The organism is Pantoea sp. S62 (genome assembly GCF_016658625.1).
Taxonomy (GTDB): Bacteria; Pseudomonadota; Gammaproteobacteria; order Enterobacterales; family Enterobacteriaceae; genus Pantoea; species Pantoea vagans.
On the sequence record NZ_JACVVI010000009.1, the window covers coordinates 35320 to 61191 of the forward strand.

Annotated in this window: 25 protein-coding genes and 1 tRNA gene; 12 read left to right on the forward strand and 14 right to left on the reverse strand. The window is 55.4% G+C overall.

What is annotated here, in order from left to right:
* Positions 1 to 19 precede the first annotated feature (19 nt).
* Genes IBT54_RS14075 through IBT54_RS14090 form a run of 4 tightly spaced genes read left to right on the forward strand, consistent with a single transcriptional unit; the run spans position 20 to position 1409 of the window.
* Positions 20 to 226, forward strand: coding sequence for a recombinase family protein (locus IBT54_RS14075; RefSeq protein WP_201252322.1), 207 nt, complete (start codon positions 20 to 22; stop codon positions 224 to 226).
* A gap of 38 nt (positions 227 to 264) precedes the next feature.
* A complete protein-coding gene (locus IBT54_RS14080; protein WP_181162196.1) occupies positions 265 to 441 on the forward strand; it encodes a hypothetical protein in 177 nt (58 codons plus the stop codon).
* A 13-nt stretch (positions 442 to 454) separates the two neighbouring features.
* Positions 455 to 874 carry a hypothetical protein gene (locus IBT54_RS14085; protein ID WP_201252323.1) on the forward strand — a complete coding sequence of 140 codons (420 nt, stop codon included), beginning with the start codon at positions 455 to 457 and terminating at the stop codon, positions 872 to 874.
* A gap of 13 nt (positions 875 to 887) precedes the next feature.
* Positions 888 to 1409 carry a hypothetical protein gene (locus IBT54_RS14090; protein ID WP_201252324.1) on the forward strand — a complete coding sequence of 174 codons (522 nt, stop codon included), beginning with the start codon at positions 888 to 890 and terminating at the stop codon, positions 1407 to 1409.
* A 680-nt stretch (positions 1410 to 2089) separates the two neighbouring features.
* On the opposite strand, the gene IBT54_RS14095 is transcribed toward IBT54_RS14090, so the two are convergent.
* From IBT54_RS14095 to IBT54_RS14105, 3 genes are all read right to left on the reverse strand, one after another.
* Positions 2090 to 2166 (reverse strand) — tRNA-Pro (locus IBT54_RS14095).
* A gap of 73 nt (positions 2167 to 2239) precedes the next feature.
* Positions 2240 to 3994 (reverse strand): LPS biosynthesis-modulating metalloenzyme YejM, encoded by a 1755-nt coding sequence (yejM, locus tag IBT54_RS14100; RefSeq protein WP_033783708.1) that lies wholly within the window; start codon positions 3992 to 3994, stop codon positions 2240 to 2242.
* A gap of 22 nt (positions 3995 to 4016) precedes the next feature.
* Entirely contained in the window at positions 4017 to 4244 is a 228-nt protein-coding gene (locus tag IBT54_RS14105) for a YejL family protein (RefSeq protein ID WP_010248348.1), read from the reverse strand.
* 158 nt (positions 4245 to 4402) lie between these two features.
* On the opposite strand from IBT54_RS14105, the gene yejK reads away from it, so the two are divergent.
* Entirely contained in the window at positions 4403 to 5407 is a 1005-nt protein-coding gene (gene yejK, locus IBT54_RS14110) for a nucleoid-associated protein YejK (RefSeq protein ID WP_013358541.1), read from the forward strand.
* 118 nt (positions 5408 to 5525) lie between these two features.
* Here yejK and rplY read toward each other — a convergent pair whose 3' ends face one another.
* Both rplY and IBT54_RS14120 read right to left on the reverse strand, forming a co-directional pair.
* Positions 5526 to 5810: a 50S ribosomal protein L25 gene (gene rplY / locus IBT54_RS14115; protein ID WP_013358540.1), complete on the reverse strand. Its 285-nt coding sequence runs from the start codon at positions 5808 to 5810 to the stop codon at positions 5526 to 5528.
* A gap of 141 nt (positions 5811 to 5951) precedes the next feature.
* Positions 5952 to 7706 carry a DEAD/DEAH box helicase gene (locus tag IBT54_RS14120; protein WP_147789448.1) on the reverse strand — a complete coding sequence of 585 codons (1755 nt, stop codon included), beginning with the start codon at positions 7704 to 7706 and terminating at the stop codon, positions 5952 to 5954.
* Between the two features lie 155 nt (positions 7707 to 7861).
* On the opposite strand from IBT54_RS14120, the gene rsuA reads away from it, so the two are divergent.
* The 3 genes from rsuA (at position 7862) to IBT54_RS14135 (ending at position 10440) form a co-directional block, all read left to right on the forward strand.
* Positions 7862 to 8581 carry a 16S rRNA pseudouridine(516) synthase RsuA gene (gene rsuA / locus IBT54_RS14125; RefSeq protein WP_033733312.1) on the forward strand — a complete coding sequence of 240 codons (720 nt, stop codon included), beginning with the start codon at positions 7862 to 7864 and terminating at the stop codon, positions 8579 to 8581.
* A gap of 49 nt (positions 8582 to 8630) precedes the next feature.
* Complete coding sequence (locus IBT54_RS14130; RefSeq protein WP_013358537.1) at positions 8631 to 9827, forward strand: Bcr/CflA family multidrug efflux MFS transporter; 1197 nt, start codon at positions 8631 to 8633, stop codon at positions 9825 to 9827.
* 292 nt (positions 9828 to 10119) lie between these two features.
* Positions 10120 to 10440, forward strand: a complete 321-nt coding sequence (locus IBT54_RS14135; RefSeq protein ID WP_095706869.1) for a hypothetical protein — start codon at positions 10120 to 10122, stop codon at positions 10438 to 10440.
* On the opposite strand, the gene yejF is transcribed toward IBT54_RS14135, so the two are convergent.
* From yejF to yeiP, 9 genes are all read right to left on the reverse strand, one after another.
* Positions 10427 to 12031, reverse strand: coding sequence for a microcin C ABC transporter ATP-binding protein YejF (gene yejF / locus IBT54_RS14140; protein ID WP_201252325.1), 1605 nt, complete (start codon positions 12029 to 12031; stop codon positions 10427 to 10429). The genes IBT54_RS14135 and yejF overlap by 14 nt on opposite strands.
* Entirely contained in the window at positions 12032 to 13054 is a 1023-nt protein-coding gene (locus IBT54_RS14145) for an ABC transporter permease (RefSeq protein WP_013358534.1), read from the reverse strand.
* Positions 13051 to 14145 carry a microcin C ABC transporter permease YejB gene (locus IBT54_RS14150; protein WP_013358533.1) on the reverse strand — a complete coding sequence of 365 codons (1095 nt, stop codon included), beginning with the start codon at positions 14143 to 14145 and terminating at the stop codon, positions 13051 to 13053. Before IBT54_RS14150 ends, IBT54_RS14145 begins: the two co-directional genes overlap by 4 nt.
* 11 nt (positions 14146 to 14156) lie before the next feature.
* On the reverse strand, positions 14157 to 15965 hold the full coding sequence (locus IBT54_RS14155; protein ID WP_201252326.1) for an extracellular solute-binding protein: 1809 nt from the start codon (positions 15963 to 15965) through the stop codon (positions 14157 to 14159).
* Positions 15966 to 16009: 44 nt separating this feature from the next.
* Complete coding sequence (locus tag IBT54_RS14160; RefSeq protein WP_201252327.1) at positions 16010 to 17572, reverse strand: cyclic di-GMP phosphodiesterase; 1563 nt, start codon at positions 17570 to 17572, stop codon at positions 16010 to 16012.
* A gap of 221 nt (positions 17573 to 17793) precedes the next feature.
* On the reverse strand, positions 17794 to 18369 hold the full coding sequence (mepS, locus tag IBT54_RS14165) for a bifunctional murein DD-endopeptidase/murein LD-carboxypeptidase (RefSeq protein ID WP_013358530.1): 576 nt from the start codon (positions 18367 to 18369) through the stop codon (positions 17794 to 17796).
* 513 nt (positions 18370 to 18882) lie between these two features.
* Complete coding sequence (locus tag IBT54_RS14170) at positions 18883 to 19590, reverse strand: phosphatase PAP2 family protein (protein WP_013358529.1); 708 nt, start codon at positions 19588 to 19590, stop codon at positions 18883 to 18885.
* A 43-nt stretch (positions 19591 to 19633) separates the two neighbouring features.
* Positions 19634 to 20602, reverse strand: a complete 969-nt coding sequence (locus IBT54_RS14175; protein WP_095706872.1) for a GTP-binding protein — start codon at positions 20600 to 20602, stop codon at positions 19634 to 19636.
* Positions 20603 to 20676: 74 nt separating this feature from the next.
* A complete protein-coding gene (gene yeiP, locus IBT54_RS14180; RefSeq protein WP_003854146.1) occupies positions 20677 to 21249 on the reverse strand; it encodes an elongation factor P-like protein YeiP in 573 nt (190 codons plus the stop codon).
* Between the two features lie 163 nt (positions 21250 to 21412).
* Here yeiP and IBT54_RS14185 point away from each other — a divergent pair, with 163 nt between their 5' ends.
* From IBT54_RS14185 to fruA, 4 genes are all read left to right on the forward strand, one after another.
* Positions 21413 to 21667, forward strand: a complete 255-nt coding sequence (locus IBT54_RS14185) for a YkgJ family cysteine cluster protein (protein WP_147789442.1) — start codon at positions 21413 to 21415, stop codon at positions 21665 to 21667.
* A gap of 272 nt (positions 21668 to 21939) precedes the next feature.
* Positions 21940 to 23070 carry a fused PTS fructose transporter subunit IIA/HPr protein gene (gene fruB, locus IBT54_RS14190; RefSeq protein ID WP_201252328.1) on the forward strand — a complete coding sequence of 377 codons (1131 nt, stop codon included), beginning with the start codon at positions 21940 to 21942 and terminating at the stop codon, positions 23068 to 23070.
* The gene (gene fruK / locus IBT54_RS14195) at positions 23067 to 24005 is read left to right on the forward strand and encodes a 1-phosphofructokinase (protein WP_013358523.1); all 939 of its coding nucleotides are present in this window, start codon (positions 23067 to 23069) and stop codon (positions 24003 to 24005) included. The genes fruB and fruK overlap by 4 nt, the downstream gene beginning before the upstream one ends.
* 16 nt (positions 24006 to 24021) lie before the next feature.
* Entirely contained in the window at positions 24022 to 25734 is a 1713-nt protein-coding gene (gene fruA, locus IBT54_RS14200; protein WP_095706875.1) for a PTS fructose transporter subunit IIBC, read from the forward strand.
* The last annotated feature ends 138 nt before the right edge of the window (positions 25735 to 25872 follow it).

The following is a 25872-nucleotide window of genomic DNA, read 5'->3' on the forward strand; positions in this document are numbered from 1 at the left end:
TAACAATATAGGAATGTATATGTACGAAGAAATCCGTAAGAACAAAACAGCCATCTTTGATGAGAAGGTGAAGCCAGTATTTGAAGAGCTAATTCAGTATGGCTATGGCTATACAGCATTAGCTAATGCATTAAACACTCGTGGAGTGTTAAGCCGCTGGGGCACTCTGTGGACTATTGATTCTGTGAAGAAGGCGTTGAAGCGTTTAGAAATGAAAACTCTCTAAGTATTACGCCTATAAAAATAATTATAAAGAGACATTGCATGGCTAAATATTCTAAAGCAGCCCGTGAAGCGTTTAACGCTGAACGTGCAAGACACGCAGCATACTGGACAGAGCATTTAGAAGATTCTTTCCGTAACGCATTTACATGGACAGAGCATATTCTTAATCAGAAATATCGCCGCTCTCCTTCCCCTGCAAACATTAAAAAACCATAACAGGAAATATACAATGACTTATGAATTATTCCCATCCTCTCCCGCTCCTTCTGAACACCCAGCTACAGACGCTCAGGGATACGATATTGAGGGCATTATGCATCAGTTGATGCAAGAGACAGGCTGTAGTGTTGAGGAGGCTGGGGTTGCTGTAATGCGCCAGATTGAGGCTAAGAAAAAGGCTACCACTCTCCCGGATGTTCCTTATTCGAAGCTAAAGACTGAGGCTGAGCGTTCAGCGTATATGAAAACCCTACGTGAAAGCACGATGGCCCAATCAATGGATAAGCGCACTCGTGAGATGTACGAATCAGAGCAAGCTGTAGCTGAAGCGCAGGAAGCATTTAAGCAACGCATGAAGCAACGCTCTGTAGCTCAAGGCCCGATGCGCAGCACTCAGGCTGCTATTGATTTCTTCCGTAACCAGAAATGATTAAAGGGGGCGCATGAATAAGAATTTTAATCTGGCTTCACGCCAAAGGAGATACAACAGCTCTCATTCTGACAGTAAGCAGAAGCGGGCAGACAGCTTACAGCCCCCTCCTTATTTCTCTACGCAGAACGGATTCTGTAAGTTTTCATACAGAGGCGTAGTAGTGGAGAGAGCACAGGGAGCCTACCAGATAGGGCGCAGGATAGTTATCTCTGGCTTTCCTGTTGCCTCAGTTGAAGGGATATGGACTGACCCCGCTATGTTAAAGCTGGCTATTGATTTAGGGCTTGAGCATGCTTGTCCTGAAAGGCACATTGCAGCGATGGAACAATACCGTAACTGGAAATGTCCCTCTTGTGGGTCTGTCTCTCTGGCAGATTCAAAGGATATTTACACTAAATGGAAGTATTCAGTCGATAGCTGGGGGAAGGAGGTGAGGGTTGATACAGGAATCAAACTACTAACATGTAACTATTGCTCTGAGGAAGTCGATTCTTCTGACATCCCCTATGTTTCATCCGATGTGTTCCTCTGAGACAGCTATTTTTCTGAGATAAATTTAAGTGGCTTTACACCCCCCTACGCATTTCCTCCCTAACATCCTCATGCAGCCCCAATACTTCCACGCTTTCTCCTCATCAAGCGGGCAGTCATGCCTTGCCTATTAGATGCCCCCTTGCCGGGGCTTCTGCTTTCCCCTCTGAATCCCCCTGTATTCATCCCCCCAATACATCACAATTTTTGCTAGAAATTTACGAGGTGCAGTTCGTATAGTAGCAACCCCCCAGTAGCCCCCCTTATAACCCCCAAGCCTTTCCTCTCCTGAAAAATAGCCAGCTTCCTTTCTTCCCCTCATACAGAGAATTTCTTTCCTGCCTGTTGTTGATATGTGTCTTAGATAGACAGGGGTAGGGACATAACAATCAATCAGTTATCCCGATGCGTTCACAATGCGTCATGTGTATTGCGTAATAGCGTGCATGGAATGCGTCAAAGAGAGAGGCACGTAGCGCAGCCTGGGAGCAGCGAAGCGAAAGCAACGTCAGTTGCTGGAGCGTAGGAATAGAGCACAGCGATATTCCGTACTGTCATGGGAAGGAAATGGTCTAAGAAGAAGGGGAGAGTGTACACAAAGGGGGATTGCACATGTGCAGAAAAGCCCATAAAGTAAAAGGGCTAACCTTTCGATTAACCCTTTGACCTATTAGAGTAATTTGGTCGGCACGAGAGGATTTGAACCTCCGACCCCGGACACCCCATGACCGTGCGCTACCAGGCTGCGCTACGTGCCGAACACTGGAAGATAAGTCTACTGGTTATCGTCATGAATGCAAGATACCCGCAAACTATTTGCCTGATAATTAATCAGTTAGCGATAAACCGCTTCTCCTCGGTGAGTACCTGCAACAGCAATGCCAGCTCTGGCTTGTGATCTTTAAGCGCGTTGCCCTGCGCATCATAAGCGCGATAGCTGCCATTGTTGTTGAGCACCAGCGTCACCTGCGGCGTGGTAATGACCAGTTTATTCTCTTCGCTGCTGGCGACCCAGTCATGGCGACGACGCGCTGCAAACAGATCTTCACCCTGCGAGTAATTCACCGGATTGGTCCGCACATGCAGCAGGCGCTGCATCAGCGTCGCCATCACATCCTGATGATCCGAAAGGCGATCAACCGTCTGCGCGGGGGTGTCAGGCCAGTGAATCACTAACGGCACCTGCAACGTCTGGCGGTTTCCGGCACTGTCAGGATTGCCATCCAGCGCCAGACCACGCTGCGCGGTGATCACCACGACGGTGTTCTTCAGCAAATCACGTGCCTGCAGGCTGCTGAGCACCGCGTGAATCTGTTCATCAACAGCCGGAGCCTGACGCAGATAGCTGCGCTGACGCGCTTTGGCACTGTCGCCGGTCACATCAGGGCCGTTCAGGGCGATCCATGAGAACCAGGGCGCCTGTGAATCTTTCTGTTTCTCCAGCCAGTTCTGCCATTGCCCCACGGTGCTGGCGTTGGGCTGACTGCTGGTGGCAGGCAGTGAATAATCGGTCAGCAACGCCTGGCGGTAGAGCGGCGGATTAAAGCCTTCTGAGGAGAACAGGCCAAACTGATAACCCTGGGTACTCAATGCACCCAGCAGGGCAGACGGCGTCCGGGAGGCCAGAATGCCGTTCATGTAGCTGGAGGAGATACCGTAGAACAGGCCGAATAAGCCTTTCTCCGGCGTATCACCCGCGCTGTAGTGCTGCGTGAAACGCACGTTCTCGCTGGCAAACTGATTGAGTTGCGGCAGCGCTTTGGCCAGCGTGGCGTTGTTCAGACCATCGACGGTCAGCACCAGCAGGTTATTGCGTGTCCCGGCGTCACGGAAAGTAATGTCGCTCAGCGGATACTCTACCGCCAGCGCTTCCGGATCCCCCTGCTGAACCAGACGGCGCTGATACTCCTGCGCATCCAGCAAGCCGTGACGTTCCAGGAAGCGGCGGGCGGTCATCGGATAGGAGAGCGGCAGATTGGCTCGCTGCATGGTAATCGGGCGATAGAAGTTGGCATCGGCCCAGATATACATCAGGTGGCTGGCAAAGAAGGCGCTGATAAACAGAGCTGCGACAGGTTTACCAAATGAACGGCGATTGAGGCTGCGCAGCTTCTGCCAGCTCCAGGTCGCAAACAGCATCTCGACCAGGAAAATCAGCGGCACGCTGATAAACATCAGCTGCCAGTCACGCGCCATCTCGCTCTGATCGGGGTTAATGACCAGTTCCCACACCACCGGATTCAGGTGCAGGTGGAAACGGCTGAAGACCGCACTGTCGACCATCACCAGCGTCAGCCCGGACGTCGCAATCACCGCAGATAACACCCGCATCAGCCGTTGCGACATCACCACAAAGGTCAGCGGGAAAATAATCAGCAGATAAGCGGCAAACACGACAAAACTGAAGTGGCCAACCCAGCTGGTATAGGCGTAGATACGCCCCGCCAGCGAAGAAGGCCAGTCGGCGACCAACAGGTAGCGACTGCCTAAAATCAGCGCGAATAAGATATTAAACAGAGCAAACCAGTGCCCCCAACTGATCATCTGGGAGACTTTTTCGCGGTAGCGCTGCCGGTTGGTTACCATATTATGAAGTCAAATCAGCCAATTAATGAGCGTTGTCGTCGCGCACAGATGCCTGAAGGGCATCGGCGAAAGAGCGTGCCAGTGAACGACGTTGCGCCGGAGCGACATCGCTGTTAATTAAGTTGGTCACCATATTTCCCAGTACCATCAGGGAGAGGTCGGTGGGGGCTTTATCCTTGTGCAGGATTTGGGCCATTTCCGCGAGGAGTTGTTCCACGCGTTCGTCACTGTAGCGTGATGATTGTGCCATATCGTCGTCTAAGCTCATTTCAAAAGGCAATATATTACCGGAACAGCGCACTTTTTACCGCAATTTTATCGAAAGTACCGCGTTCGCTTTCAGCATGGAGTTGAAAGCCGATGCTGGCGGTGTTTGAATACGCGCCTGTGCTAAAAGGAGAGTCTACCATGAGTCTGGATATCGACCAGATTGCCCTGCATCAGTTAATCAAACGCGATGAAAACCAGCTTGAACTGGCGCTGCGCGATTCGCTGCTGCCTGCCACCAACACGGTCAACGCGATGGTGGAAGAGTTACACCGGGTTTACAGCGCAAAAAGCAAAGCCTATGGCCTGTTCAACGCTGAGAGTGAACTGGCAGAAGCGCTGCGTAATTGTCGTAAGGGCAACGATGATTTTCTCGCTTTTAGCCGTGCCGCGACCGGTCGTCTGCGCGACGAGCTGGCAAAATACCCGTTTGCGGAAGGCGGCGTGGTGCTGTTTATTCACTATCGCTATCTGGCGGTGGAGTACCTGCTGATTGCGGTGCTGAACAGCCAGTCCAGCATGCGCGTCAATGAGCAGCTGGATATCAGCAGCACGCATTATCTCGATATCAATCATGCGGACATCGTAGCGCGTATCGACTTGACCGAATGGGAAACCAACCCGGAATCGACCCGTTACCTGACCTTCCTGCGCGGCCGCGTTGGTCGTAAGGTCGCTGACTTCTTTATGGACTTCCTCGGAGCCGAAGTGGGATTAGACACTAAGGCGCAGAACCGCGGTCTGTTGCAGGCGGTCGATGACTACTGCAACGAATCGGAACTGGACAAGCAGGAGCGGCAGAACTATCGCCAGCAGGTTTACAGCTACTGCAACGAGCAGCTGCAGGCGGGCGAAGAGATTGCGCTGGAAGATCTGTCGAGCGAACTGCCACCGCTGGGCGAAAAAACCTTCCAGGCCTTTACCCAGGAGCAGGGTTACGAGCTGGAAGAGAGCTTCCCTGCGGATCGCAGCACGTTGCGTCAGCTGACAAAGTTTGCCGGAAGCGGCGGGGGACTGACCCTGAACTTTGATGCGATGTTGCTGGGTGAACGCATTTTCTGGGATCCGGCCACGGACACTCTGACGATTAAGGGCACACCGCCTAATCTGCGCGATCAGCTCCAGCGCCGTACCAGCAGCAAATAAAAAAGCCGGGCTTAGCCCGGCTCTGTTGCCTGATACGTCGATTGTCCTGGTGTATCAGCGACAAAATAAAAGGGCCGGTTTCTCAACCGGCCCTTCTGTTTTTCAACGTAATTCGCGATTAAGCGCGAACGAAGTCGATGTGGAACAGTTTTGGCTTGAACGGGTGACGCTGAACAGCCTGAACTTTCACTTTAGTTTCTTTGCCGTCAACTGACAGGGTCAGAACTTCGTCGTAGAAACCTGGCTTAGCCTGCAGGTTCATTACTGAGTCGTGATCCAGATCGATGGCAACAGCCGCTTCAGAACCACCGTAGATGATGGCCGGGAAACGGTTTGCTGTACGCAGGCGGCGGCTCGCACCCTTACCCTGCTCTTTACGTTCTACTGCATTGATAGTGAGCATTAATATATCTCTTTATTTAATCCTGCTACAGGCGACCCAGTAACAGGCAGGTTATTCAATCTCGCTGATGCACATGCAAAAGCGGGCGGCAGTATAGCCGTTATGCCAGGTGGTAGCAAACGATATACCTGCCAGCAGGGATTACCGCAGCTCATTGGCGCGGCGATAACGACCCTGATAATCAAACATTTTCTCGCGGATTTGCCAGAACTGGCCTTTGGCGCGCGCCACGACAAAGTCGGGATGTCGCAGCAGGGGCTGCAACGCCAGCACGTCAGCGGCGGTCTGCCAGCCCAGCGGTACGCCGGGCGCGCGCTGATGCGGGCGCATAAAGAGCTGTTCAAACGCCTTACGCTGGGCGGGTGTCTGCAGGCGAAACCGTTCGCTGACGCTGGTGCCTTCCTCATCATGATAAGTTGCCTTCAGCCATTCACCTTTGGCGTCGCGGCCCTGTTCCAGCGTCATACCGCCACAGCGCAGCACCAGCGCATCCTTCAGTTTCAGGGCAGCTTTAAGCATATCGTCCGGGTCGACCAGAATTTTGTCGCACTGATGGCAGCGCCGGGCGGCAATATCATTCTCTGCGCCACAGTCAGGGCAGCTTTTAAAGCGGAAGCGGAAATCACACTGTTCGCGCTCACCCTCATCATCTTCCAGCACGCCCTGACAGCGTCGGCCAAAATGCTCAATCACCATGCCATCGGCGGTCGCCTTGCCCCAGAAGGTGTTGGCGAAACCGCAGGCGGGACAGAAAACCTGCACCGGCTGGTTGTCGCTGGCCCCTTTAGGCGCGCCGACTTCGGGCGTAAAGAGATCGTGCGGATTACCGGCGTAATCCAGGATCAGACAGTCGGTTTTACCGGGCGAGAGTCGCAGCCCGCGCCCGACAATCTGCTGGTAGAGGCTCACCGACTCGGTCGGGCGCAGGATCGCAATCAGATCCACGTGCGGGGCATCAAACCCGGTGGTCAGCACCGCCACGTTCACCAGGAATTTCAGCTGCTGCGCTTTAAACGCCAGAATCAGGGCATCACGCTCGCGGGCGGGGGTGTCGGCAGAGACCAGCGCGCTGTTTTCAGGCAGCAGCTGCAGAATTTCCCGCGCATGCTCTACCGTTGAGGCGAAAATCATCACCCCCAGCCGATCTTCAGCGAACTCCACAATCTGCCGGATGATATGGGGCGTTACGCGCTGCTGCTGTTTCAGCTCGCGATTCAGATCGGCTTCGCTGAACAGGCCGTTAGACTGTGCCGTCAGGCGGCTGAAATCATACTGCACCACCGGCATATCCAGCCGCTCAGGCGGCACCAGGAACTGGTGCTTGATCATATAGCGTAGCGGCAGCTCATAAATGCAGTCGCGGAACAGCGACTTTTCGTCGCCACGTACCATGCCGTGATAGTGGAACTGATAAATCCAGCCTTTACCCAGCCGGAACGGCGTGGCGGTCAGGCCGAGTAAACGGAGCTGAGGATTGTGCTGACGCAGATGGTTGAAGATCTGCTGATACTGGCTCTCTTTGTCATCGCCGATGCGGTGGCACTCATCGACGATCACCAGCGAGAAGGCGCTGTCGAACAGGTCGAGGTTACGCGCCACCGACTGTACGCTGCCAAACACCACTTTGCGCTGGCTCTCTTTGCGCTGCAGGCCGGCGGCAAAAATATCGGCCTCCAGTCCGTAAGCCTGATATTTGCTGTGGTTCTGTGCCACCAGCTCTTTGACGTGCGCCAGCACCAGCACCCGGCCACGCGCCAGCCGTGCCAGCTCGGCAATCACCAGACTCTTTCCGGCACCGGTTGGCAGCACAATAACGGCGGGCTCCTGATGGCGACGGAAATGCGCCACGGTGGCATTCACCGCATCCTGTTGATAGGGGCGTAAGGTAAAAGACATGTTGCTCACTTTTATAAAACTGGTGGTAATTATGCCATGAAAGGGCGGTAAACGCGCTGTCAGGCTGGCGCGGATCACGTTATACTTCCCGCACATTTTCAACGGTTAACCAGGCCGTTTCAGATTCCCTCCGCAGTAACAGGCAAAACGAATTCATGCGACTCGACAAATTCATCTCTCAGCAACTGGAAATCAGCCGCGCTATCGCTCATCGCGAGATCCGTGGCCAGCGTGTCACCGTCAACGGTGAAGTGGTGCGCGACACCGCGTTTAAACTGCTGCCCGACCACGAGGTCGCCTACGACGGCAACGTGCTGCAGATGCTCACCGGCCCACGCTACTTTATGCTGAACAAACCGCAGGGCTACGTCTGCTCAACCGACGATCCCGATCATCCGACTATCCTCTATTTCATCGAAGAGCCAATGTCATTCAAACTGCACGCGGCAGGGCGTCTTGATATTGACACCACCGGGCTGGTGCTGCTGACAGATGATGGCCAGTGGTCACACCGCATTACCTCGCCACGTCATCACTGCGAGAAAACCTATCGCGTCACCCTGGAATCGCCGATCGGTGACGATACGGCCGCGCAGTTTACCGCGGGCGTGCAGCTCCACAATGAGAAGGACCTGACGAAACCGGCACAGCTGGAGGTGATTACCCCCACAGACGTGCGGCTGACCCTGAGCGAAGGCCGCTATCACCAGGTGAAACGGATGTTTGCCGCCGTCGGTAACCGGGTCATTGAGCTGCATCGCGAACGTATCGGTGACATTGCGCTGGACGACGATCTGGAACCGGGCGAATACCGGGCGCTGACAGAAGACGAGATCGCCAGTATCGGTTTGCCAAAAGAGCTGCAGGCAAAATAACCGGGCGGGCCAGGCGGCCCGTACCTGATTCATTTGTGCAGGAGAGGGTGTGCGTAAGGAAAAGAATTCGCCAACAGGACTGGTTGTCATCCTTGGTCTGTTAGCCATGCTGATGCCATTGTCGATCGACATGTATCTGCCTGCGATGCCGCAGATTGCGCGTGAGTTTGGCGTGTCAGCCGGTAGCGTGCAGATGTCGCTTAACCTTTACATCCTTGGCTTCGCGATTGGCCAGCTTATTTATGGGCCACTGGCAGACAGCTATGGGCGTAAGCCGGTGATTGCACTCGGCACCCTGATCTTCGCCTGTGCCGCCGCGGCCTGTGCGTTGTCGCAAAGCATCGACCAGCTGATTCTGATGCGTTTCCTGCACGGGCTGTCGGCTGCCGCAGCCAGTGTGGTGATCAATGCCCTGATGCGTGACAGTTACTCGAAAGAGGACTTCTCGCGCATGATGTCCTTTGTGATGCTGATTACCACCATTGCGCCGCTGCTGGCCCCGATTATCGGGGGCTGGCTGCTGGTGCTCTGGAGCTGGCATGCCATCTTCTGGGCGCTTGCGGGCGCGGCACTGGTGACGACGGTGCTGGTCACCACGCAGATCCGCGAAACCCTGAAGCCGGAGCAGCGACAGCGGTTTCACCTGCGCACCACGCTGGGCAATTTCGTGACCCTGTTCCGCCACAAGCGGGCGTTCAGCTATATGCTGGCGAGCGGCTTCTCCTTTGCCGGGCTGTTTACCTTTCTCAATGCTGGCCCCTTTGTTTACATCGAGCTGAATCACGTCTCACCGCAAAACTTTGGCTACTACTTTGGCCTTAACGTGGTGTTTCTGTTTCTGCTGACGCTGATTAACAGCCGCGCCGTGCGCCGCTTTGGCCCGGTGGCAATGTTCCGGCTGGGCCTGCTGATTCAGTTCTGCATGGGGATCTGGCTGCTGATTGTCAGCGCTTTCAGCCTCGGTTTCCTGCCGCTGGTGATGGGGATCGCGCTGTTTATCGGCTGCGTGTCGATGGTCTCATCGAATGCGATGGCGGTGATCCTGGATGAGTTCCCGCACATGGCGGGCACGGCCTCGTCCCTGGCGGGCACGCTGCGTTTTGGCGTCGGCGCGTTTGTCGGTGCGTTGCTGTCGCTGGTGAGTTTTAACAGCGCCTGGCCGATGGTCGGCACTATCGCACTCTGCGCAACAATCTCTCTGTTGCTCTTTTTCTACGCTTCACGTTCCCGCACTGCGCCCCGTTAATCGGGCGCAGGGGTTTCCCAGCCGTTGTCCGCAGTGATGCACATCTCGCCGGTTTTGTTTCTTACTTGTGAAAACTTTTAGCTAAAAAAGTAACCACAATGCGTCTAAAATGATTGTTAACGGCGTGTGAACGCGGTACATATAGGCTGAAGTGCGATGTAAGTCGCAAAAAATGCGCTTCTGCAATCCGCATGGACGGGCCAGTCATCCCTGTCCTGACTCTACGGGGATCAACCCGTTTTCAGCCGGGCAGGTCGATGTTGCGACATAAACTCATTGGGGAGAGTAACCTATGCTGCAACTTTCAATTGTGCATCGTCTGCCACAGCGTTTTCGCTGGGCCAGCGATCACCACAGTGCCATTGAATCCGATGACACAATGGTGGATGAGCAGGAGTTCGTGGCGTTGCGTCTGATCAGCCATGACGGCATTCCGGCGTGGGAGATCCTGCAGCAGCTGAAAGAGGTGCTGGCGGATATTCAGGTCGATTGCAAAGTGGCCGAGTGCGAAGGGCAGCCCTGCCTGTTTATTCAGCGTCGCGACGAAAGCGCCACTAACTGCTGCCTGAAAAATCAGGGCGTGGCGATTGCGGAAACTTTTATCGCAGGTTGAGTTGCGCCGACTGCAGCAGCTCGCGGGTATATACAGTCGTCGGTGACGCAAACAACGTTTTACACTCTCCCTGTTCCACTACCTCCCCCTGACGCAGCACAATAAGCTGGTGGCACAGGGCGTGAACCACATCCAGGTCGTGACTGATAAACAGATAGCTGAGCTGACGCTGCTGCTGTAAGCGGCGTAACAGCGTCAGAATCTGCTTCTGCACCGTGCGATCCAGCGATGAGGTGGGTTCATCCAGAATCAGCAACTCCGGCTCCAGAATCAGTGCCCGCGCGATAGCAATACGCTGTCGCTGACCGCCAGAGAATTCGGCCGGATAACGATGCCGGCTTTCCGCTTCCAGTCCCACTTCTTCCATCACCGCAATCACCCGCTGCGCCTGCTGGGCACTGTTCAGTTCGGGCTGATGCACCGCCAGACCTTCAGCAATAATCTGCTGCACCGTCATACGCGGATTGAGCGAGGAATTGGGATCCTGAAATACCACCTGAATGCGCTGACGCATCGGCAGAAGTTGCCGGCGCGACAGCTGATGCAGCGGCTGGCCGTCAAACCAGACGTCGCCACGTGAGGAAATCAGCCGCAACAGCGCCAGGCCGGTGGTGCTTTTACCCGACCCGGACTCGCCCACCAGACCCAGACTTTCGCCCCGCCGCAGGCTGAAACTCAGCCCGGAAAGCACCTGCTTTTCGCCGGTCTGCCGCCGGAACAGTCCGCGCCGCTGCGCAAAACTGACCTTAAGCTGTTCGACCCGAAGAATGACCGGCGCGTCTGCGGGTAGCGGCAGCGCTTTTCCTTCCGGCTCCGCAGCCAGCAGCTGCTGGCTGTAAGGATGTTGCGGCTGGTTCAGCAGAATCTGGCTGCGATTCTGTTCCACGATATGACCCTGACGCATCACGCTGACGTTATCCGCCAGCTGACGCACGATATTCAGGTTATGGGTGATAAACAGCATGCCCATATTCAGCTCCCGCTGCAGTTCACGCAGCAGCGCCAGAATCTGCGCTTGTACCGTCACATCCAGTGCAGTGGTCGGCTCATCGGCAATCAGCAACTGAGGCTCGGTCAGCAGCGCCATGGCGATCATCACCCGCTGGCGTTCGCCGCCGGAAAGCTGGTGGGGGAAATCGTTGAGCCGGGTAGCAGGCTGACGGATACCGACCCGATCAAGCACGCTGAGAATCTCACCACGTGCAGCCGGACGACGCAGCCCGCGATGCAGCGACAGCACTTCATACAGCTGCTTCTCCACGGTGTGCAGCGGATTCAGCGATACCATCGGCTCCTGAAAAATCATTGCGATCTGGTTGCCGCGAATCGCGCGCAGTCGTTGCTCGCGGGCGCGCAGCAGATCTTCACCGTTAAACAGAATCTCTCCACGGGGATAAACCACCGCCGCCTCATGCAGCAGTCGCATTACCGACAGCGCCGTGACGCTTTTGCCGGAACCCGACTCACCCACCAGCGCCAGCGTTTCGCCCGCGTCAATGCACAGTGAAACGTCATTCACGACCTGGCGAAGCTGCTCGCCCTGACGAAAGGCGACCGAGAGATGATTGATGGCAAGCAGTGGCGTTGTCATTCAGGCTCCTTTGCCCGGATCAAAGGCGTCGCGCACCGCTTCGCCGATAAAAATCAGCAGTGACAGCAGGATCGCCAGGGTGAAAAAGCCCGCCAGGCCCAGCCAGGGCGCCTGCAGGTTATTTTTGCCCTGCAGCAGTAGCTCGCCCAGCGAGGGCGAGCCCAGCGGCAGACCGAAACCGAGAAAGTCGAGGGAGGTGAGCGTGGTGATCGATCCGCACAAAATAAAGGGCAGAAAAGTCAGGGTAGCCACCATCGCGTTAGGCAGCATGTGACGCAGCATAATCCGGCCATCGCTGACGCCCAGCGCCTGTGCTGCGCGGATGTAATCAAAGTTTCGGGTTCGCAGAAACTCGGCCCGGACCACGCTCACCAGGCTCATCCAGCCAAACGCGACGGTGACCAGCAGCAGCCACCAGAAACCGGGCTGAATGACGCTGGAGAGGAGGATCAGCAGAAACAGCGCAGGCATGCCGGACCAGACCTCAATCATCCGCTGCCCAATCAGATCAATTCTGCCGCCGAAATAACCCTGCACCGCGCCAATCACAATTCCTATGATGCTGGAGATAAGTGTCAGCAGCACGCCGAACAGCAGGGAGATGCGCGTGCCATAGAGCAGCCGTGCCAGTACGTCGCCACCGTTGGCGTCCGTGCCGAGCCAGTTCTGCGCAGAGGGCGGAGAGGGGAACGGCACCTGAGTAGCAAAATTGATGGTGCTGTCGCTGAAGCGAATCGGAGCCCATAAAGCCCAGCCGTTCTGCGCAATGCGCTGCCGCAGCCAGGGATCCTGATAATCCGCCGCTGTCGCCAGTACGCCGCCATAGTCGGTTTCGCTGTAATCAAACAGCAGCGGCACCGTCCAGCGCTGTTGATAATGCACCAGCAGCGGCTTGTCATTGGCGATCAGTTCGGCACACAGCGACAGCAGGAAAATGACCAGAAAGATCCACAGTGACCAGTAGCCGCGCCGGTTATGGCGAAAGCGCTGCCAGCGCTGTTGATTCAGCGGAGAGAGCGTCATGAGCGGCTCCCGAAATCGATGCGCGGATCGACCAGCGTATAGGTCAGATCGCTAAGGATATTCATCAGCAAACCGATCAGCGTAAAAATATAGAGCGTGCCAAACATCACCGGATAATCACGTTGCAGCGTCGCATCATAGCCGAGCAGGCCGAGTCCGTTGAGCGAGAACATCACTTCGATCAGCACCGAACTGGTAAAAAACATGCTGATAAACGTGGCGGGAAAGCTGGCGATGACCAGCAGCATCGCATTGCGAAATACATGGTGATAGAGAATACGGCGTTCCGGCACGCCTTTGGCGCGCGCGGTCACCACATAGAGCTTACGGATCTCATCCAGAAAGGCGTTTTTCGTCAGCATCGTCAGTGTGGCAAAGCCGCCAATCACCGTTGCCAGTACCGGCAGGGCGATATGCCAGAAGTAATCCAGCACTTTGCCATACCAGGGCAGGGTGTCGTGCTGCGCAGACGTAAGCCCGCGCAGCGGGAACCAGTCGAGATAGCTGCCACCGGCGAACAGTACGATCAGCATGATGCCGAACAGAAAAGCCGGAATGGAGTAGCCAATGATAATAAACGCGCTGCTCCAGACATCAAAGGCGCTGCCGTTGCGCACCGCTTTGCGGATCCCGAGCGGGATCGAAACCAGATAGATGATCAGCGTGCTCCATAATCCCAGACTGATGGAGACCGGCAGGCTCTCCTTAATCAGCCCGATCACCGAGGCGCTGCGAAACAGGCTGTCGCCAAAATCAAAACGCAGGTAGTTCCACAGCATCTCGCCGTAGCGCTGCCACAGCGGTTTATCGAAGCCGTAACGCTTTTTAATTTCCGCAATTACTTCGGGATCCAGCCCGCGCGCCCCACGGTACTGATTATCTGCGGGATTAAGATGACTGACGCTGGCGCGTGAACTGGCGTTCTCCGCGCCGCTGCCGGGCAGGCCAGTGGTCTGACCAAACTCAATATTCGCCAGCGCCTGATCGACCGGTCCGCCGGGCGCGATTTGCACGATAAAGAAGTTAAGCGTGATGATCGCCCATAAGGTCGGGATAATCAGCAGCAATCTGCGCAGAAAGTATGCGGCCAACGGTCATCTCCTTAGCGTTTGCTGGCCGGCAGGCGTCCGGCTTTATTTGTGTCGTACCACCAGTTTTCCAGCCCGGTGCTGTAGGCAGGTTTGCGGGCAGGGTGTGAAAACTTATCCCAGTACGCCAGCCGTTGTTCAGCGTTGTACCACATCGGGATCATATACGCATTCCACAGCAGTACCCGATCCAGCGCCTGTGCCAGCGGCCGCAGCGCGGCAGGGTCGCCCTGATGCGCGATAATCTGTTTCACAAAGTGATCAACGATTGGGTCTTTGACCCGCGCGGTATTCCACGACGAGGTGATGTAGTCGGACTGCCAGAGGATCTGCAGACTGGAGGTCGGAATCGGCATCGCCCCATAAACGGTGGCAATCATGTCATAGTCGCCTTCACGCCAGCGCCGCAGGTACTGCGAGCTGTCGATCTGCCGCAGGTTCAGCGTAATGCCGAGCCGCGCAAGGTTGTGCTGCAACGGTAACGCCCATTCAGTACTGGTGCCACCGCGCAGCAGCAGTTCGACCGTAAATGGCTGACCGGTTTTATCGTTAATCAGTCGGCGATTTTTAATCTGCCAGCCCGCCTGTTTCAGCAGGTCAAACGCGCTTAACAGACTGGCGCGGTCATAGCCGCTGCCATCGGTTTTGTGCGGCAGATAAGGCTGGCTGAACAGCGCAGGTGGCAGCTGCGCGCGCCAGGGTTCAAGCAGCGCCAGCTGCTGTGCATCCGGCACGCCGTGGGCCGCATACTCTGTATTCTGGAAGTAGCTGCTGGCACGCTGCCAGGCACCGTAATAGAGCGCTTTATTCATCCACTCGAAATCGAACATCAGTGACAACGCCTGGCGCACGCGGCGATCGTGGAATAGCGGTTTTTCATTGTTGAATGCCAGCCAGCGGGTATCGATAGCGGCGTCATTGGGCGCGGTTTCTTTAACAATGCTGCCATTGTCGAAATTGCGGCCGCGATACTGGGTCGCCCATTTCTTCGCCGATGTCTCTTCATGCCAGTCGTACGCACCCGCTTTAAAGGCTTCGAACGCCACATTGTCATCCAGATAGTAGTCATAGCGCATGCGATCAAAATTAAAGCGTCCACGATTCACTGGCAGATCGGCGGCCCAGTAATCTTTTACCCGGCTGAACTCAATAAACTGGCCCAGCTTCCAGCGCGTAATGCGATAAGGCCCACTGGAAAGCGGTGGTGCGCTTAACGGCTCGTTAAACTTCTTATCGCGCCAGAACGACTCGGGGATAACCGGTAGCGTCAGTAACCCAAGCAGCAGATCTTTATCCGGTTTCTGTGCCCCGATGCGGACAGTGTGATCGTCCAGCGCTCTGACGGTCACGCCACGGTAGGCGACGCGGAACTGAGGCACGCCCTCGGTCATGAACTTCTGAAAGGTGAACGCTACGTCGCGGGCGGTGACTGGTGTGCCGTCATGGAACCGGGCGCGGGGATTCAGGCGTATTTCAATCCAGGTAAAATCGCTGGCGTAGCGGGCTGATTCAGCAATCAGCGGATAATAGCTGCCCGGTTCATCGTCTGAGCTGGTGTACAGGCCGTCATAAAGCGTGCCGGTATTGATGCCCGGATTGCCGCGTGATGCGTAGCGGTTGAAATTGTCGTAAGTGCCCACTACCGCCAGGGTAATACTGCCGCCTTTTGGCGCGCGGGGGTCAACGTAATCGTAATGGCTGAAGCCGGGCGGATATTTCGCTTCGCCGGCCTGTGTGAAGGCGAACGTTTGCAGGACTGATGCAGCCAGCAGCGGGGCGCTGAAGAGGCCGCACAGCAGCAGAAATCCCAGGCGAAATAGCATGTTCTCTCCCGTTAAATGTCCGGCGCGATTCGGGCCAGAGAGTCTCAGGCGTTATGACGCCGGAAATAGTCTATCAGCGTTTCCGGTCGCAGCGGACGGCTGAAGATGTAACCCTGCAGATGAGTCACGCCACGATGGATCAGCCAGGCGGCCTGTTCGCCGGTTTCTACCCCTTCCGCCACACTTTTCAGATTCAGTTTCTTCGCCAGCTGCAGCACGGTGTCCAGCACCGGCGAGGTCAGGGTTTCTGTGCCGATGCTCTGGACAAAACCACGATCGATTTTCAGGTAATCAAACGCATAACGTTCCAGATAGATCAGCGCACTGTGTCCGGTGCCAAAATCATCAATGGCAATATTGATATGCTGCTGATGCAGCCAGTCAAACAGTTCTCCGACGTTTTCATCGCGCACCATGGCGCGCTCGGTAATCTCAAACACGTAATTAAAGTGAGCTGCAGGCATGGTATCAAGCCAGCGCAGCACATCCTGCCGGAAACAGCTGTCAGCCAGATGCAGCGGAGAGATGTTGAGGCTGAGGCAGGCATGACGGGGAATGGTATGACACAACTGGTGTGCATCACGGGAAACCAGCTGAAACAGATGCCGGGTCAGCGGAATAATCAGATTCTGCGACTCGGCATACTGAATAAACACATCGGGCGGGATCGGGCCTTCGGTCGGATGGGTCCAGCGCAGTAACGCTTCCATGCCATAAGGCTGACCATCATGGGAGGTGACCAGCGGCTGATATTCAACGTGAAACTCGCCGCGCTTCATGCCCCGGATCAGCTCTTTACCCGGACGCTGATAAACAGATAACAGCAGCCAGCAGCCGCCGGAAACCAGCAGTGACAGCAGCAGGCTGCACAGCAGGATATTCTGATAATCACTGAACGCCAGAACCGAACCGAACAACACAAACTTCAGCGGATAGCCTGTCAGCGCCTGCTGATACAGCGGCGGCGGCAGACTTTTATTTTTCATCACGCCAGGCTGCCAGCTGGTTAAGGCACTCTTTTGCGCCATCAGCGCCATACCGGTAATTTCCGGATGCCCGGAGACCTGCAGCTGGTAGGGAGCCAGACTAATATTCAGCGTCGCGAAGACACCTGACTGCGGACTGCCAGGATTTTTAATCCACAATCCCAGCGCCGGTTTATTTGGCTGAAGCGGCGTGCCTGACATCAGCTGCAGATCGATGTCACGTGAGATATCACTATCAGGTGCGATCACATTAAGCGGCAGGCTAAAACTGCCGGTGGCCGAGGAGCAAAAGGCATTGCCGTCGTTAACCAGCAGGATGGCGCGGAGATTACCGGCAAACGCGGCGCGCGAGGTCAGTTCACGATTAATGGTATGACAGGCAGTGTGGGTGAACGGAAGCAGGGGACTGAGGGTGCTGTTGAGCAGGCTGGAAAGCGTTTGCTGTAATGCTGTGAGGCTGTTCTCCAGCAGTTGCTGATGCTGTCGTTCGCGCTTCTGCCAGGTCTGGTGAAATGACAGGGCGGCAAACAGCAGAAAGAATACGCCACCGGCCATCGCACTACTCCATGCGATTCGGCGAGGATAGGTGGCATGGCGCCTTAGCGCCCCCGACAGTGGCATGAGGAACTTCCCCTGATCAAATTATTATTATGTATTGCACACGACTGCTTCGGTTTAAGCGACCGAGAATATAACGAGAGTGTCCGGAATGTCTCGTTATTAATCTGAAATACAATGCTTTTATCTGATAAAACGACTGCCGCTAAGAATAAGGCACGAAAAAAAACGCTGCGTAAGCAGCGTTTCATGTTCTCTGGCTGAGAGAAGATCGAAGGTGATAATCAGGTCGGGTTGCGACTTAATACACGGCGTCCTTCACGGTAACGCTTTTTCCAGTAGTCATCATTGAGACTGGAGATCATGACGCCACTGCTGGTGGAGGCATGAACGAAATTGTCGTTACCCAGATAAATACCCACATGACGACCAGTCGAACCGGCACGGAACATCACCAGATCGCCAGGACGCAGTTTACTGCGGGTAATCTCTTTACCGGTGTCCTGCTGCTCAGAGGTCGAGCGCGGTAATTCTAAGCCAAACTGATCGCGGAAAGTGCGTTGTACAAAGGCGGAACAATCGATCCCGCGTTTGGTATCGCCACCGAGGCGATAGCGCACACCTTTCCAGACGGCGTATTGTTCCATGATGCGCGACTTAACGTCGACGTTACGCACCATTTCTTCAAACTCATCCTGAGACGCCTGAAGTAAAAAACCATTGTGGTTGTTAACTTCATGATTCTCGTTATTCGCGTTTTGACTGCTATGGGTACTGCTACAAGCTGAGAGGAGTGTGGCCAGCGCCAGTGCGGGCACGATCCGCAAGATATATCTCAGTATTGGTTGAGACTTGACCATTATTCGGGTTTTCCTTCGATTTCCTTACGACAAAATTGTCGCCAGCCAGATGACAAAACAGGGAGATTAATAAGCGAAACAGCCTAAGACAAATCCTTAATTACTAAAATGTGTTAATGGACACATTTTAACGGTAAAAAATCCGAATTTTCTGCCGCTGTAGCCTCACTGCGACTGAGGTTAACTGATTACAGACGCCGTGGCGAGTGCTTTTAATCAATTTCATATAGGTTTTTTTGATGTGAAATCAAACCGTAACACACTGACTACTTTAGCAACAATTGTGGTGAAATGATGATGAGAACAGGCAGTGAAAGGGGCGTCAATTCAGGGCATAGCCTCTGTTTTTGGAGTTTTCTTAATTGACAGAGGGTGTTGGTGGCTATTTAACCTGTCAGCAGGGTCATAACCTTTTCTTTTCGTGAATTTAATTAGCAGGCTAATAGTGGTGGGCTGTTTTTTATAAGCGCGGACGGTTAAGACCAGGGCGATTAAATCGTCCGCGCTTAACATTTACGTCACGGGCTTATATTTACCCGGTAATTTGCGATAAAACCAGTTAACCAGCACGTCACTGGCCGGCGTTAATAGCCACCAGCTCAGCCCCACTAATATCACTGACATTGAACCGACGGCAATATCGGTAAACCAGTGTGCACCCGCCATGACGCGCGGCAGTGAAAATATCACCACAATAGCGGTGGCAATTAAAAAACGGCTAAAACCAAAATAACGCCAGATAAAGCAGGCGAAAATAATCAGCATCATACCGTGGTCGCCTGGGAAGCTGTCTTTCGAGGCATCTTTAGCGGGGATACCGGTCAGTTCGCTGACGCGATGCACATTCTCGAAGAACAGCGTCGGACTGGAGTGTTTCACCGGCAACAGGTGGCCCAGCTGGTTAAGCACCACGGCGGTGAGCAGCATAGTGATGCCGATAGCCAGCATCCGCCGCCGCGCCTGTGGCGTTTCACGTCGCCAGATCGACAGATAAAGCAGGCCCATGGCCAGCAATGACACCGCATCAAAACCACGAAAATTGGTGATGGCGACGATCAGTGCGAACAGCGGATGGCTCACCATCTGATTGTTGAAGCCATAGAATATAGTTTTATCAATGCCGAACCAGAAACCATGTTCTGGCGGCAGATACCACGAAAGAAAGAGCACTACGCCCAGTGCATTAAGCAGCAGGATAGTAATAAGGCGGGTTGCGCGCATAATCAGAACTCATTTAAAAAAATAACCGCCGACAATACCTGTCTTAGCGTAAACGGCACTTCAACAACGCCGATTGTAGCCGATTCCAGTCAGCCTGCTGAGAATGGATGATCTCAATGCGGCTATCGGGTGGCGGTGTGGCGAGGGTTTCACTCTGCAACTCTTTTGCCTGGCAGTTAATACGCATTGTGCCTTCTGGCGTGCGCATCACACCTTTAACACGATCGACCGCTGCCTGCCGTACCCACTCCAGCAGTGCGCCGCTGTCGAACAGCGTATCAGCATCAAACAGCCAGCCGCATGCGCTGTAACCCTGGCCGTGATTCAGCGCCCGACGCCAGCGTGCTTCGCCATCCAGACGTAACGCCGTCAGACCGCTAGTGGGATTTGCCGGATGATGATGATGCGGCAGAGGGATATCGCGTGGCTGATACGGCATATCCAGCAGGGAAAGGGGGACCTGACCAAATTCTGTCTGTATTAATGGACGCGGAGGCTGCATCTGCTGCTGCCAGTCAGCCAGGCGCTGACGGTCCGCTTCATCCCAGCAATCACGCTTATTGGCGATGACAATATCGGCAGCCGCGAGCTGATCGCGGAAATTTTCATTCGCAACGATGCGAGGATCGGCCAGCTGACGCGCATCCAGCAGTGTCAGGGTGGCATTCAATTGCAACCACGCCTGATAAACCGGCGCACTTAACATTTCTAACACCTGACGGGGATGGCCCAAGCCGGTGGGCTCAATCAGCAGCCGATCGGGCTTACTCTTTAGCAGCATATTCAGCCCGACCTGCATCGGCAGGCCATTCACGCAACACAGGCAGCCGCCGGGGATTTCTTTCAGCGTGGCGCCGCGATCGGCCAGCAGGGTGCCGTCGATCCCGATCTCACCAAATTCGTTGACCAGCACTGCCCACTTTTCCCCGGCGGGCCTGGCGGCCAGCAGATGGCAGAGCAGCGTGGTTTTGCCGCTACCCAGAAAGCCGGTGATCAGGTTAACGCGTGTCATAAGCCAACTCCTGCCAGAGAATAGCGTGATAATGTAATACTATAACATTATCACGATAGGCAGAAGGCTACCGGTCAGTCTGCTCGACCCATGTAGCGGCGTTCAGCGATATGGATACGGATGCGATCACCATTGCTGAGGTATTCCGGCACCTGGATAGAGAGACCCGTGCTCATGCCGGCTGGTTTGGTGCGGGCACTGGCTGAAGCACCTTTAATGCCGGGAGAGGTATCCACGATTTCCATGTCTACGGTTTGTGGCAGTTCCAGTGCCAGCACCTGACCTTCCATCGTCAGTACGTGAATGCCAGGGATGCCGCCTTCAGGGATAAACAGCAGCTCTTCTTCAATCTGCTCCTGTTTAAAGGAGTAGGGGGTGTAATCCTCATCATCCATAAAAATGTATTCGTCACCATCTATATAAGAGAAGGTCACGCTGCGGCGGCTGAGCGAAATTGCATCAATAATCTCGTCGCCCTTGAAGCGTTCTTCGACTTTTAAACCGGTGCGGACATCGGTAAAGCGCATTTTATACAGGGTGGCGGCACCGCGTGCGCTGGGGCTCTGGACATCAATGTCCTTAACCAGCAGCAGTTTACCGTTGTGCGTGACGGCCATCCCTTTTTTGATTTCATTGGCTTTTGGCATTGCTGTTCTCGCTATCTTGAGAGTGAAGTGCGCGCAACGTTACTCGCGCCGGTGAAAACTGGCAATATCGTGGATGCGAAATTTTATGTCAGGCCGCGGCTTTCATGGTAATTAGCGCGGTGGACTGCTATTGTCGCCGCGACTTTCTCTGCCGGAGCACAGCATGCAATGCCGTAGCCAATGCGGTGCCTGTTGCACGGCACCTTCGATCTCCTCGCCGATTCCTGGCATGCCTGACGGCAAGCCCGCCAACACGCCCTGTATTCAGCTTGATGACACACTTCGCTGCAAACTGTTTGGCTCACCACTGCGTCCAGCTGTCTGCGCAGGTCTGCAACCCACACACAGCATGTGCGGCGATTCCCGTCATCAGGCGATGACATATCTGCTGCAACTCGAAGCGGATACCGCGCCCTGAGGCGCTGACGCTGCTGAAATTTCTGGTCCGGCAATCTCTGGTTTACAGCAACCGCGTCAGCCTGTTCACTTTTTATTCCCCTTAACCGCCCTGAAATGTGCGTAACATCAAAAATCTGTTACGCCATTTGCGCATTTTCTTGCCTCCGGAAAGTTGCTGTACCACAATCCCTGAAACGTTTCAGCGGTGACTGCGCCACCTGTTTTCAACAGCATGGCGTAAAAAAATCCCCACTGGCTGAAACGATTCAATCTCAGCAAGCGAGGAGAATTATGTTCCAGCTCGAATTGCAGGCCATCCATACCGGAGCCAGCGCCCAGAACAAAGAAGAGGCCATTCGTCAGGTCGCTGCCGCGTTAACCGCTGCAGGTAATGTGACGGAAGGCTACGTCAACGGCATGCTGGCGCGCGAACAGCAGACCTCAACCTTCCTCGGCAACGGCATCGCCATCCCTCATGGCACCACCGATACCCGCGATCTGGTGCTAAAAACCGGTGTTCAGGTGTTCCAGTTCCCGCAGGGCATTGCCTGGGGCGACGATCAGACCGCCTATGTCGCTATCGGGATTGCTGCTAAGTCAGATGAACATCTGGCGCTGCTGCGTCAGCTGACGCATGTTCTGAGCGATGACTCTATCGCCGAACAGCTTAAAACCGCCTCTGCTGAAGATCTTCGTGCGTTGCTGATGGGCGAGAAACAAGCCGCCGAGTTCAGCTTCGACACTTCATTAATTACGCTGAACGTCGCTGCCAGCGATCTGATCACCCTGCAGGCAATGAACGCCGGTCGGCTGCAGTCCGCGGGCGTGGTGGATGCCAGCTACGTCGCAGACGTGGTTTCAACGACGCCGCTGAATCTGGGGCAGGGCATCTGGCTCAGCGACAGCAGCCTCGGCAACCTGCGCAGCGGCGTGGCTATCAGTCGCGCTGAACATGCCTTCGACCATAAGGGCGAACAGGCTGCACTGTTAATCAGCGTGTCGGCGACCGATGAGCGTCCGCTGGAAGTGCTGGGTTACCTCAGCGCATTACTGCAGCAGGGCAAAGCCGATCGTCTGCTGAAAGCTGATGCGGCAGGCGTTTACGCGCTACTGACCAGCGAAGTCGATGAGCAGGCTGAGGTGCTGACCGCCGAATACACCATCCGTAACGAACATGGCCTGCATGCCCGTCCGGGCACCGCGCTGGTCAGCGTGATCAAGCAGTTCAACAGCGACATCACCGTGACAAACCTCGACGGCAGCGGTAAACCTGCCAATGGCCGCAGCCTGATGAAAGTGGTTGCGCTGGGCGTGAAGAAAGGCCATCGCCTGCGCTTCACTGCCAGCGGTGACGATGCACAGCAGGCGCTGAACGCGATTGAAGAAGCGATCACCAGCGGTCTGGGCGAGGGGGCATCATGAGCAGACGCGTCGCCACCATTACGCTGAATCCGGCGTATGACCTGGTGGGCTATACCCCTGAAATTGAACGTGGCGAAGTGAACCTGGTGAAAACTACCGGGCTGCATGCTGCGGGCAAGGGCATCAACGTCGCCAAAGTTCTGAAAGACCTGGGTATCGATGTCACCGTAGGTGGCTTCCTGGGTAAAGAGAATCAGGACGGGTTCCAGCAGCTGTTCAGCGAGCTGGGCATTGCTAACCGTTTCCAGGTGGTGCCAGGCCGTACCCGTATCAACGTTAAACTCACTGAACAGACCGGCGACGTTACCGATCTGAATTTCTCCGGTTTTCAGGTGACGGGTCAGGACTGGGATCGTTTTACCTCCGACTCGCTGACCTGGCTGGGCCAGTTCGATATGGTCTGCGTCAGCGGCAGCCTGCCGGAAGGTGTCGATCACGATGCCTTTACCCGCTGGATGACCGAACTGCGCACCCACTGCCCTTGCATCATCTTTGACAGCAGCCGCGAAGCACTGGTGGCAGGCCTGAAAGCGGCACCGTGGCTGGTTAAACCGAACCGCCGTGAGCTGGAAATCTGGGCCGGTCGCAAACTGCCAACCCTGCAGGATGTGATTGGTGCTGCGCACGAACTGCGCGAGCAGGGTATCGCCCATGTGGTGATTTCACTGGGCGCAGAAGGCGCGCTATGGGTCAACGCCTCGGGTGAATGGATTGCTAAACCGCCGGTGTGTGAAGTCGTCAGCACCGTGGGTGCAGGTGATTCCATGGTTGGCGGCCTGATTTATGGCCTGCTGATGCGCGAATCCAGCGAACACACGCTGCGTCTTGCGACTGCCGTGGCGGCAATGGCCGTCAGCCAGAGCAATGTCGGCGTTTCCGATCGTACTCAGTTGGCCGCAATGATGGCGCGCGTCGACTTACAACCCGTTAACTGACAGCAGGAGAGCGATAATGAAAACGCTGCTGATTAAAGACCCTGTACTGGGACTGGCTTCCGCTTATATGGCGCAACAACGTCTGGCTGCGGCCGCACCTGCTGCGGGCCTGACTCTGACTGATAACCCTGCCGACGCTGAACTGGCGATCGTGCTGGGCAAAAACGTGCCGGACGATGCGGCGCTGAACGGTAAAGCGGTCTGGCTGGGCGATATCCAGCTGGCAGTTCGCGAGCCGGAAACTTTCCTGAACCGGGCGAAAGCCGAAGCCAAAACCTGGCAGTCAACCGCTGCGGTGGCCACATCGGCTGGCGCTGCTGCTGCGGCACCGGCTCAGACTGGCGCGCCGAAACGCGTGGTTGCCGTTACCGCCTGTCCGACCGGCGTGGCGCACACCTTTATGGCTGCCGAGGCGATTCAGGCCGAAGCGACCCGCCGCGGCTGGTGGGTGAAAGTTGAAACCCGCGGTTCCGTGGGGGCCGGTAATGCAATTACCCCGGAAGAAGTGGCTGCTGCCGATCTGGTGATCGTCGCTGCTGATATCGAAGTCGATCTGGCGAAATTTGCCGGTAAGCCGATGTACCGCACCTCAACCGGTCTGGCGCTGAAGAAAACTGCGCAGGAACTGGATAAAGCGGTAGCAGAAGCGAAGCCGTATAAAGCGGCGGCTGCCGGACAGAGCAATACCAGCGAAGAAGAGAAGAAAGGCGGCGCGGGGGCTTATCGTCACCTGCTGACCGGTGTTTCTTACATGCTGCCGATGGTGGTCGCGGGTGGTCTGAGCATCGCCCTGTCGTTCGCTTTTGGTATCACAGCCTTTAAAGAGCAGGGCACACTGGCTGCGGCACTGATGCAAATCGGTGGAGGCAGCGCCTTTGCCCTGATGGTACCGGTGCTGGCGGGCTTTATCGCCTTCTCTATTGCTGACCGCCCGGGTCTGACGCCAGGTCTGATTGGCGGTATGATCGCAACCAGCATCAACGCAGGCTTCTTAGGCGGTATCATCGCAGGCTTTATTGCCGGTTATGCAGCGAAGCTGATCAGCGGCAAGGTGAAACTGCCGCAGAGTATGGAAGCGCTGAAACCGATACTGATTATTCCGCTCTTTGCCAGCCTGATCACCGGTCTGCTGATGATCTACGTGGTGGGTAAACCGGTTGCAGGCATCATGAATGGCCTGACGCACTGGCTGGCCAACATGGGTACGGCGAATGCGGTCCTGCTGGGTGCGATTCTGGGCGGCATGATGTGTACCGATATGGGTGGTCCGGTGAACAAAGTGGCTTACGCATTTGGCGTTGGCCTACTGAGTTCGCAGACGTATGCACCGATGGCCGCCATCATGGCCGCCGGTATGGTGCCACCGCTGGCGATGGGTCTGGCTACGCTGGTTGCCCGTCGTAAATTCAACAAAGGTCAGCAGGAAGGCGGTAAAGCGGCACTGGTTCTGGGTCTCTGCTTTATCTCTGAAGGTGCGATTCCGTTCGCTGCCCGTGACCCGATGCGCGTTCTGCCTTGCTGTATCGTCGGCGGCGCGGTTACAGGCGCGATCTCCATGGCGATTGGCGCGAAACTGATGGCACCGCACGGTGGACTGTTTGTCCTGCTGATCCCTGGCGCAATCACCCCGGTTGTCGGCTATCTGATGGCGATTATCATCGGCACCGCGATTGCCGGTCTGAGCTATGCAGTTCTGAAACGTCCGGAAGAGCAGCTGGCGAAAGCCTGATGTGCAGAAGTGCCTAATCTGCTGAAGTAAAAATAACAGGGAGCCGGATGGCTCCCTGTTATTCCAGTTGACAAAGTCGGGCCCGGTGGCGGTGAGACCGAGCTGGCACTGGGAACACGGTCAGATCGGAAAGACGCA

Coding starts and splice junctions, on each gene's coding strand:
- IBT54_RS14135 (WP_095706869.1), top strand. CDS start 10,120: ATGCTGCAACTTTCAATTGTGCATCGTCTGCCACAGCGTTTTCGCTGG.
- yejK (WP_013358541.1), top strand. CDS start 4,403: ATGAGTCTGGATATCGACCAGATTGCCCTGCATCAGTTAATCAAACGC.
- yejF (WP_201252325.1), bottom strand. CDS start 12,031: ATGACAACGCCACTGCTTGCCATCAATCATCTCTCGGTCGCCTTTCGT.
- IBT54_RS14175 (WP_095706872.1), bottom strand. CDS start 20,602: ATGACACGCGTTAACCTGATCACCGGCTTTCTGGGTAGCGGCAAAACC.
- IBT54_RS14155 (WP_201252326.1), bottom strand. CDS start 15,965: ATGCTATTTCGCCTGGGATTTCTGCTGCTGTGCGGCCTCTTCAGCGCC.
- yeiP (WP_003854146.1), bottom strand. CDS start 21,249: ATGCCAAAAGCCAATGAAATCAAAAAAGGGATGGCCGTCACGCACAAC.
- IBT54_RS14085 (WP_201252323.1), top strand. CDS start 455: ATGACTTATGAATTATTCCCATCCTCTCCCGCTCCTTCTGAACACCCA.
- IBT54_RS14105 (WP_010248348.1), bottom strand. CDS start 4,244: ATGGCACAATCATCACGCTACAGTGACGAACGCGTGGAACAACTCCTC.
- IBT54_RS14090 (WP_201252324.1), top strand. CDS start 888: ATGAATAAGAATTTTAATCTGGCTTCACGCCAAAGGAGATACAACAGC.
- IBT54_RS14160 (WP_201252327.1), bottom strand. CDS start 17,572: ATGCCACTGTCGGGGGCGCTAAGGCGCCATGCCACCTATCCTCGCCGA.
- yejM (WP_033783708.1), bottom strand. CDS start 3,994: ATGGTAACCAACCGGCAGCGCTACCGCGAAAAAGTCTCCCAGATGATC.
- IBT54_RS14120 (WP_147789448.1), bottom strand. CDS start 7,706: ATGTCTTTTACCTTACGCCCCTATCAACAGGATGCGGTGAATGCCACC.
- IBT54_RS14185 (WP_147789442.1), top strand. CDS start 21,413: ATGCAATGCCGTAGCCAATGCGGTGCCTGTTGCACGGCACCTTCGATC.
- IBT54_RS14145 (WP_013358534.1), bottom strand. CDS start 13,054: ATGACGCTCTCTCCGCTGAATCAACAGCGCTGGCAGCGCTTTCGCCAT.
- IBT54_RS14170 (WP_013358529.1), bottom strand. CDS start 19,590: ATGCGCGCAACCCGCCTTATTACTATCCTGCTGCTTAATGCACTGGGC.
- fruK (WP_013358523.1), top strand. CDS start 23,067: ATGAGCAGACGCGTCGCCACCATTACGCTGAATCCGGCGTATGACCTG.
- IBT54_RS14080 (WP_181162196.1), top strand. CDS start 265: ATGGCTAAATATTCTAAAGCAGCCCGTGAAGCGTTTAACGCTGAACGT.
- fruA (WP_095706875.1), top strand. CDS start 24,022: ATGAAAACGCTGCTGATTAAAGACCCTGTACTGGGACTGGCTTCCGCT.
- mepS (WP_013358530.1), bottom strand. CDS start 18,369: ATGGTCAAGTCTCAACCAATACTGAGATATATCTTGCGGATCGTGCCC.
- rplY (WP_013358540.1), bottom strand. CDS start 5,810: ATGCTCACTATCAATGCAGTAGAACGTAAAGAGCAGGGTAAGGGTGCG.
- rsuA (WP_033733312.1), top strand. CDS start 7,862: ATGCGACTCGACAAATTCATCTCTCAGCAACTGGAAATCAGCCGCGCT.
- IBT54_RS14075 (WP_201252322.1), top strand. CDS start 20: ATGTACGAAGAAATCCGTAAGAACAAAACAGCCATCTTTGATGAGAAG.
- fruB (WP_201252328.1), top strand. CDS start 21,940: ATGTTCCAGCTCGAATTGCAGGCCATCCATACCGGAGCCAGCGCCCAG.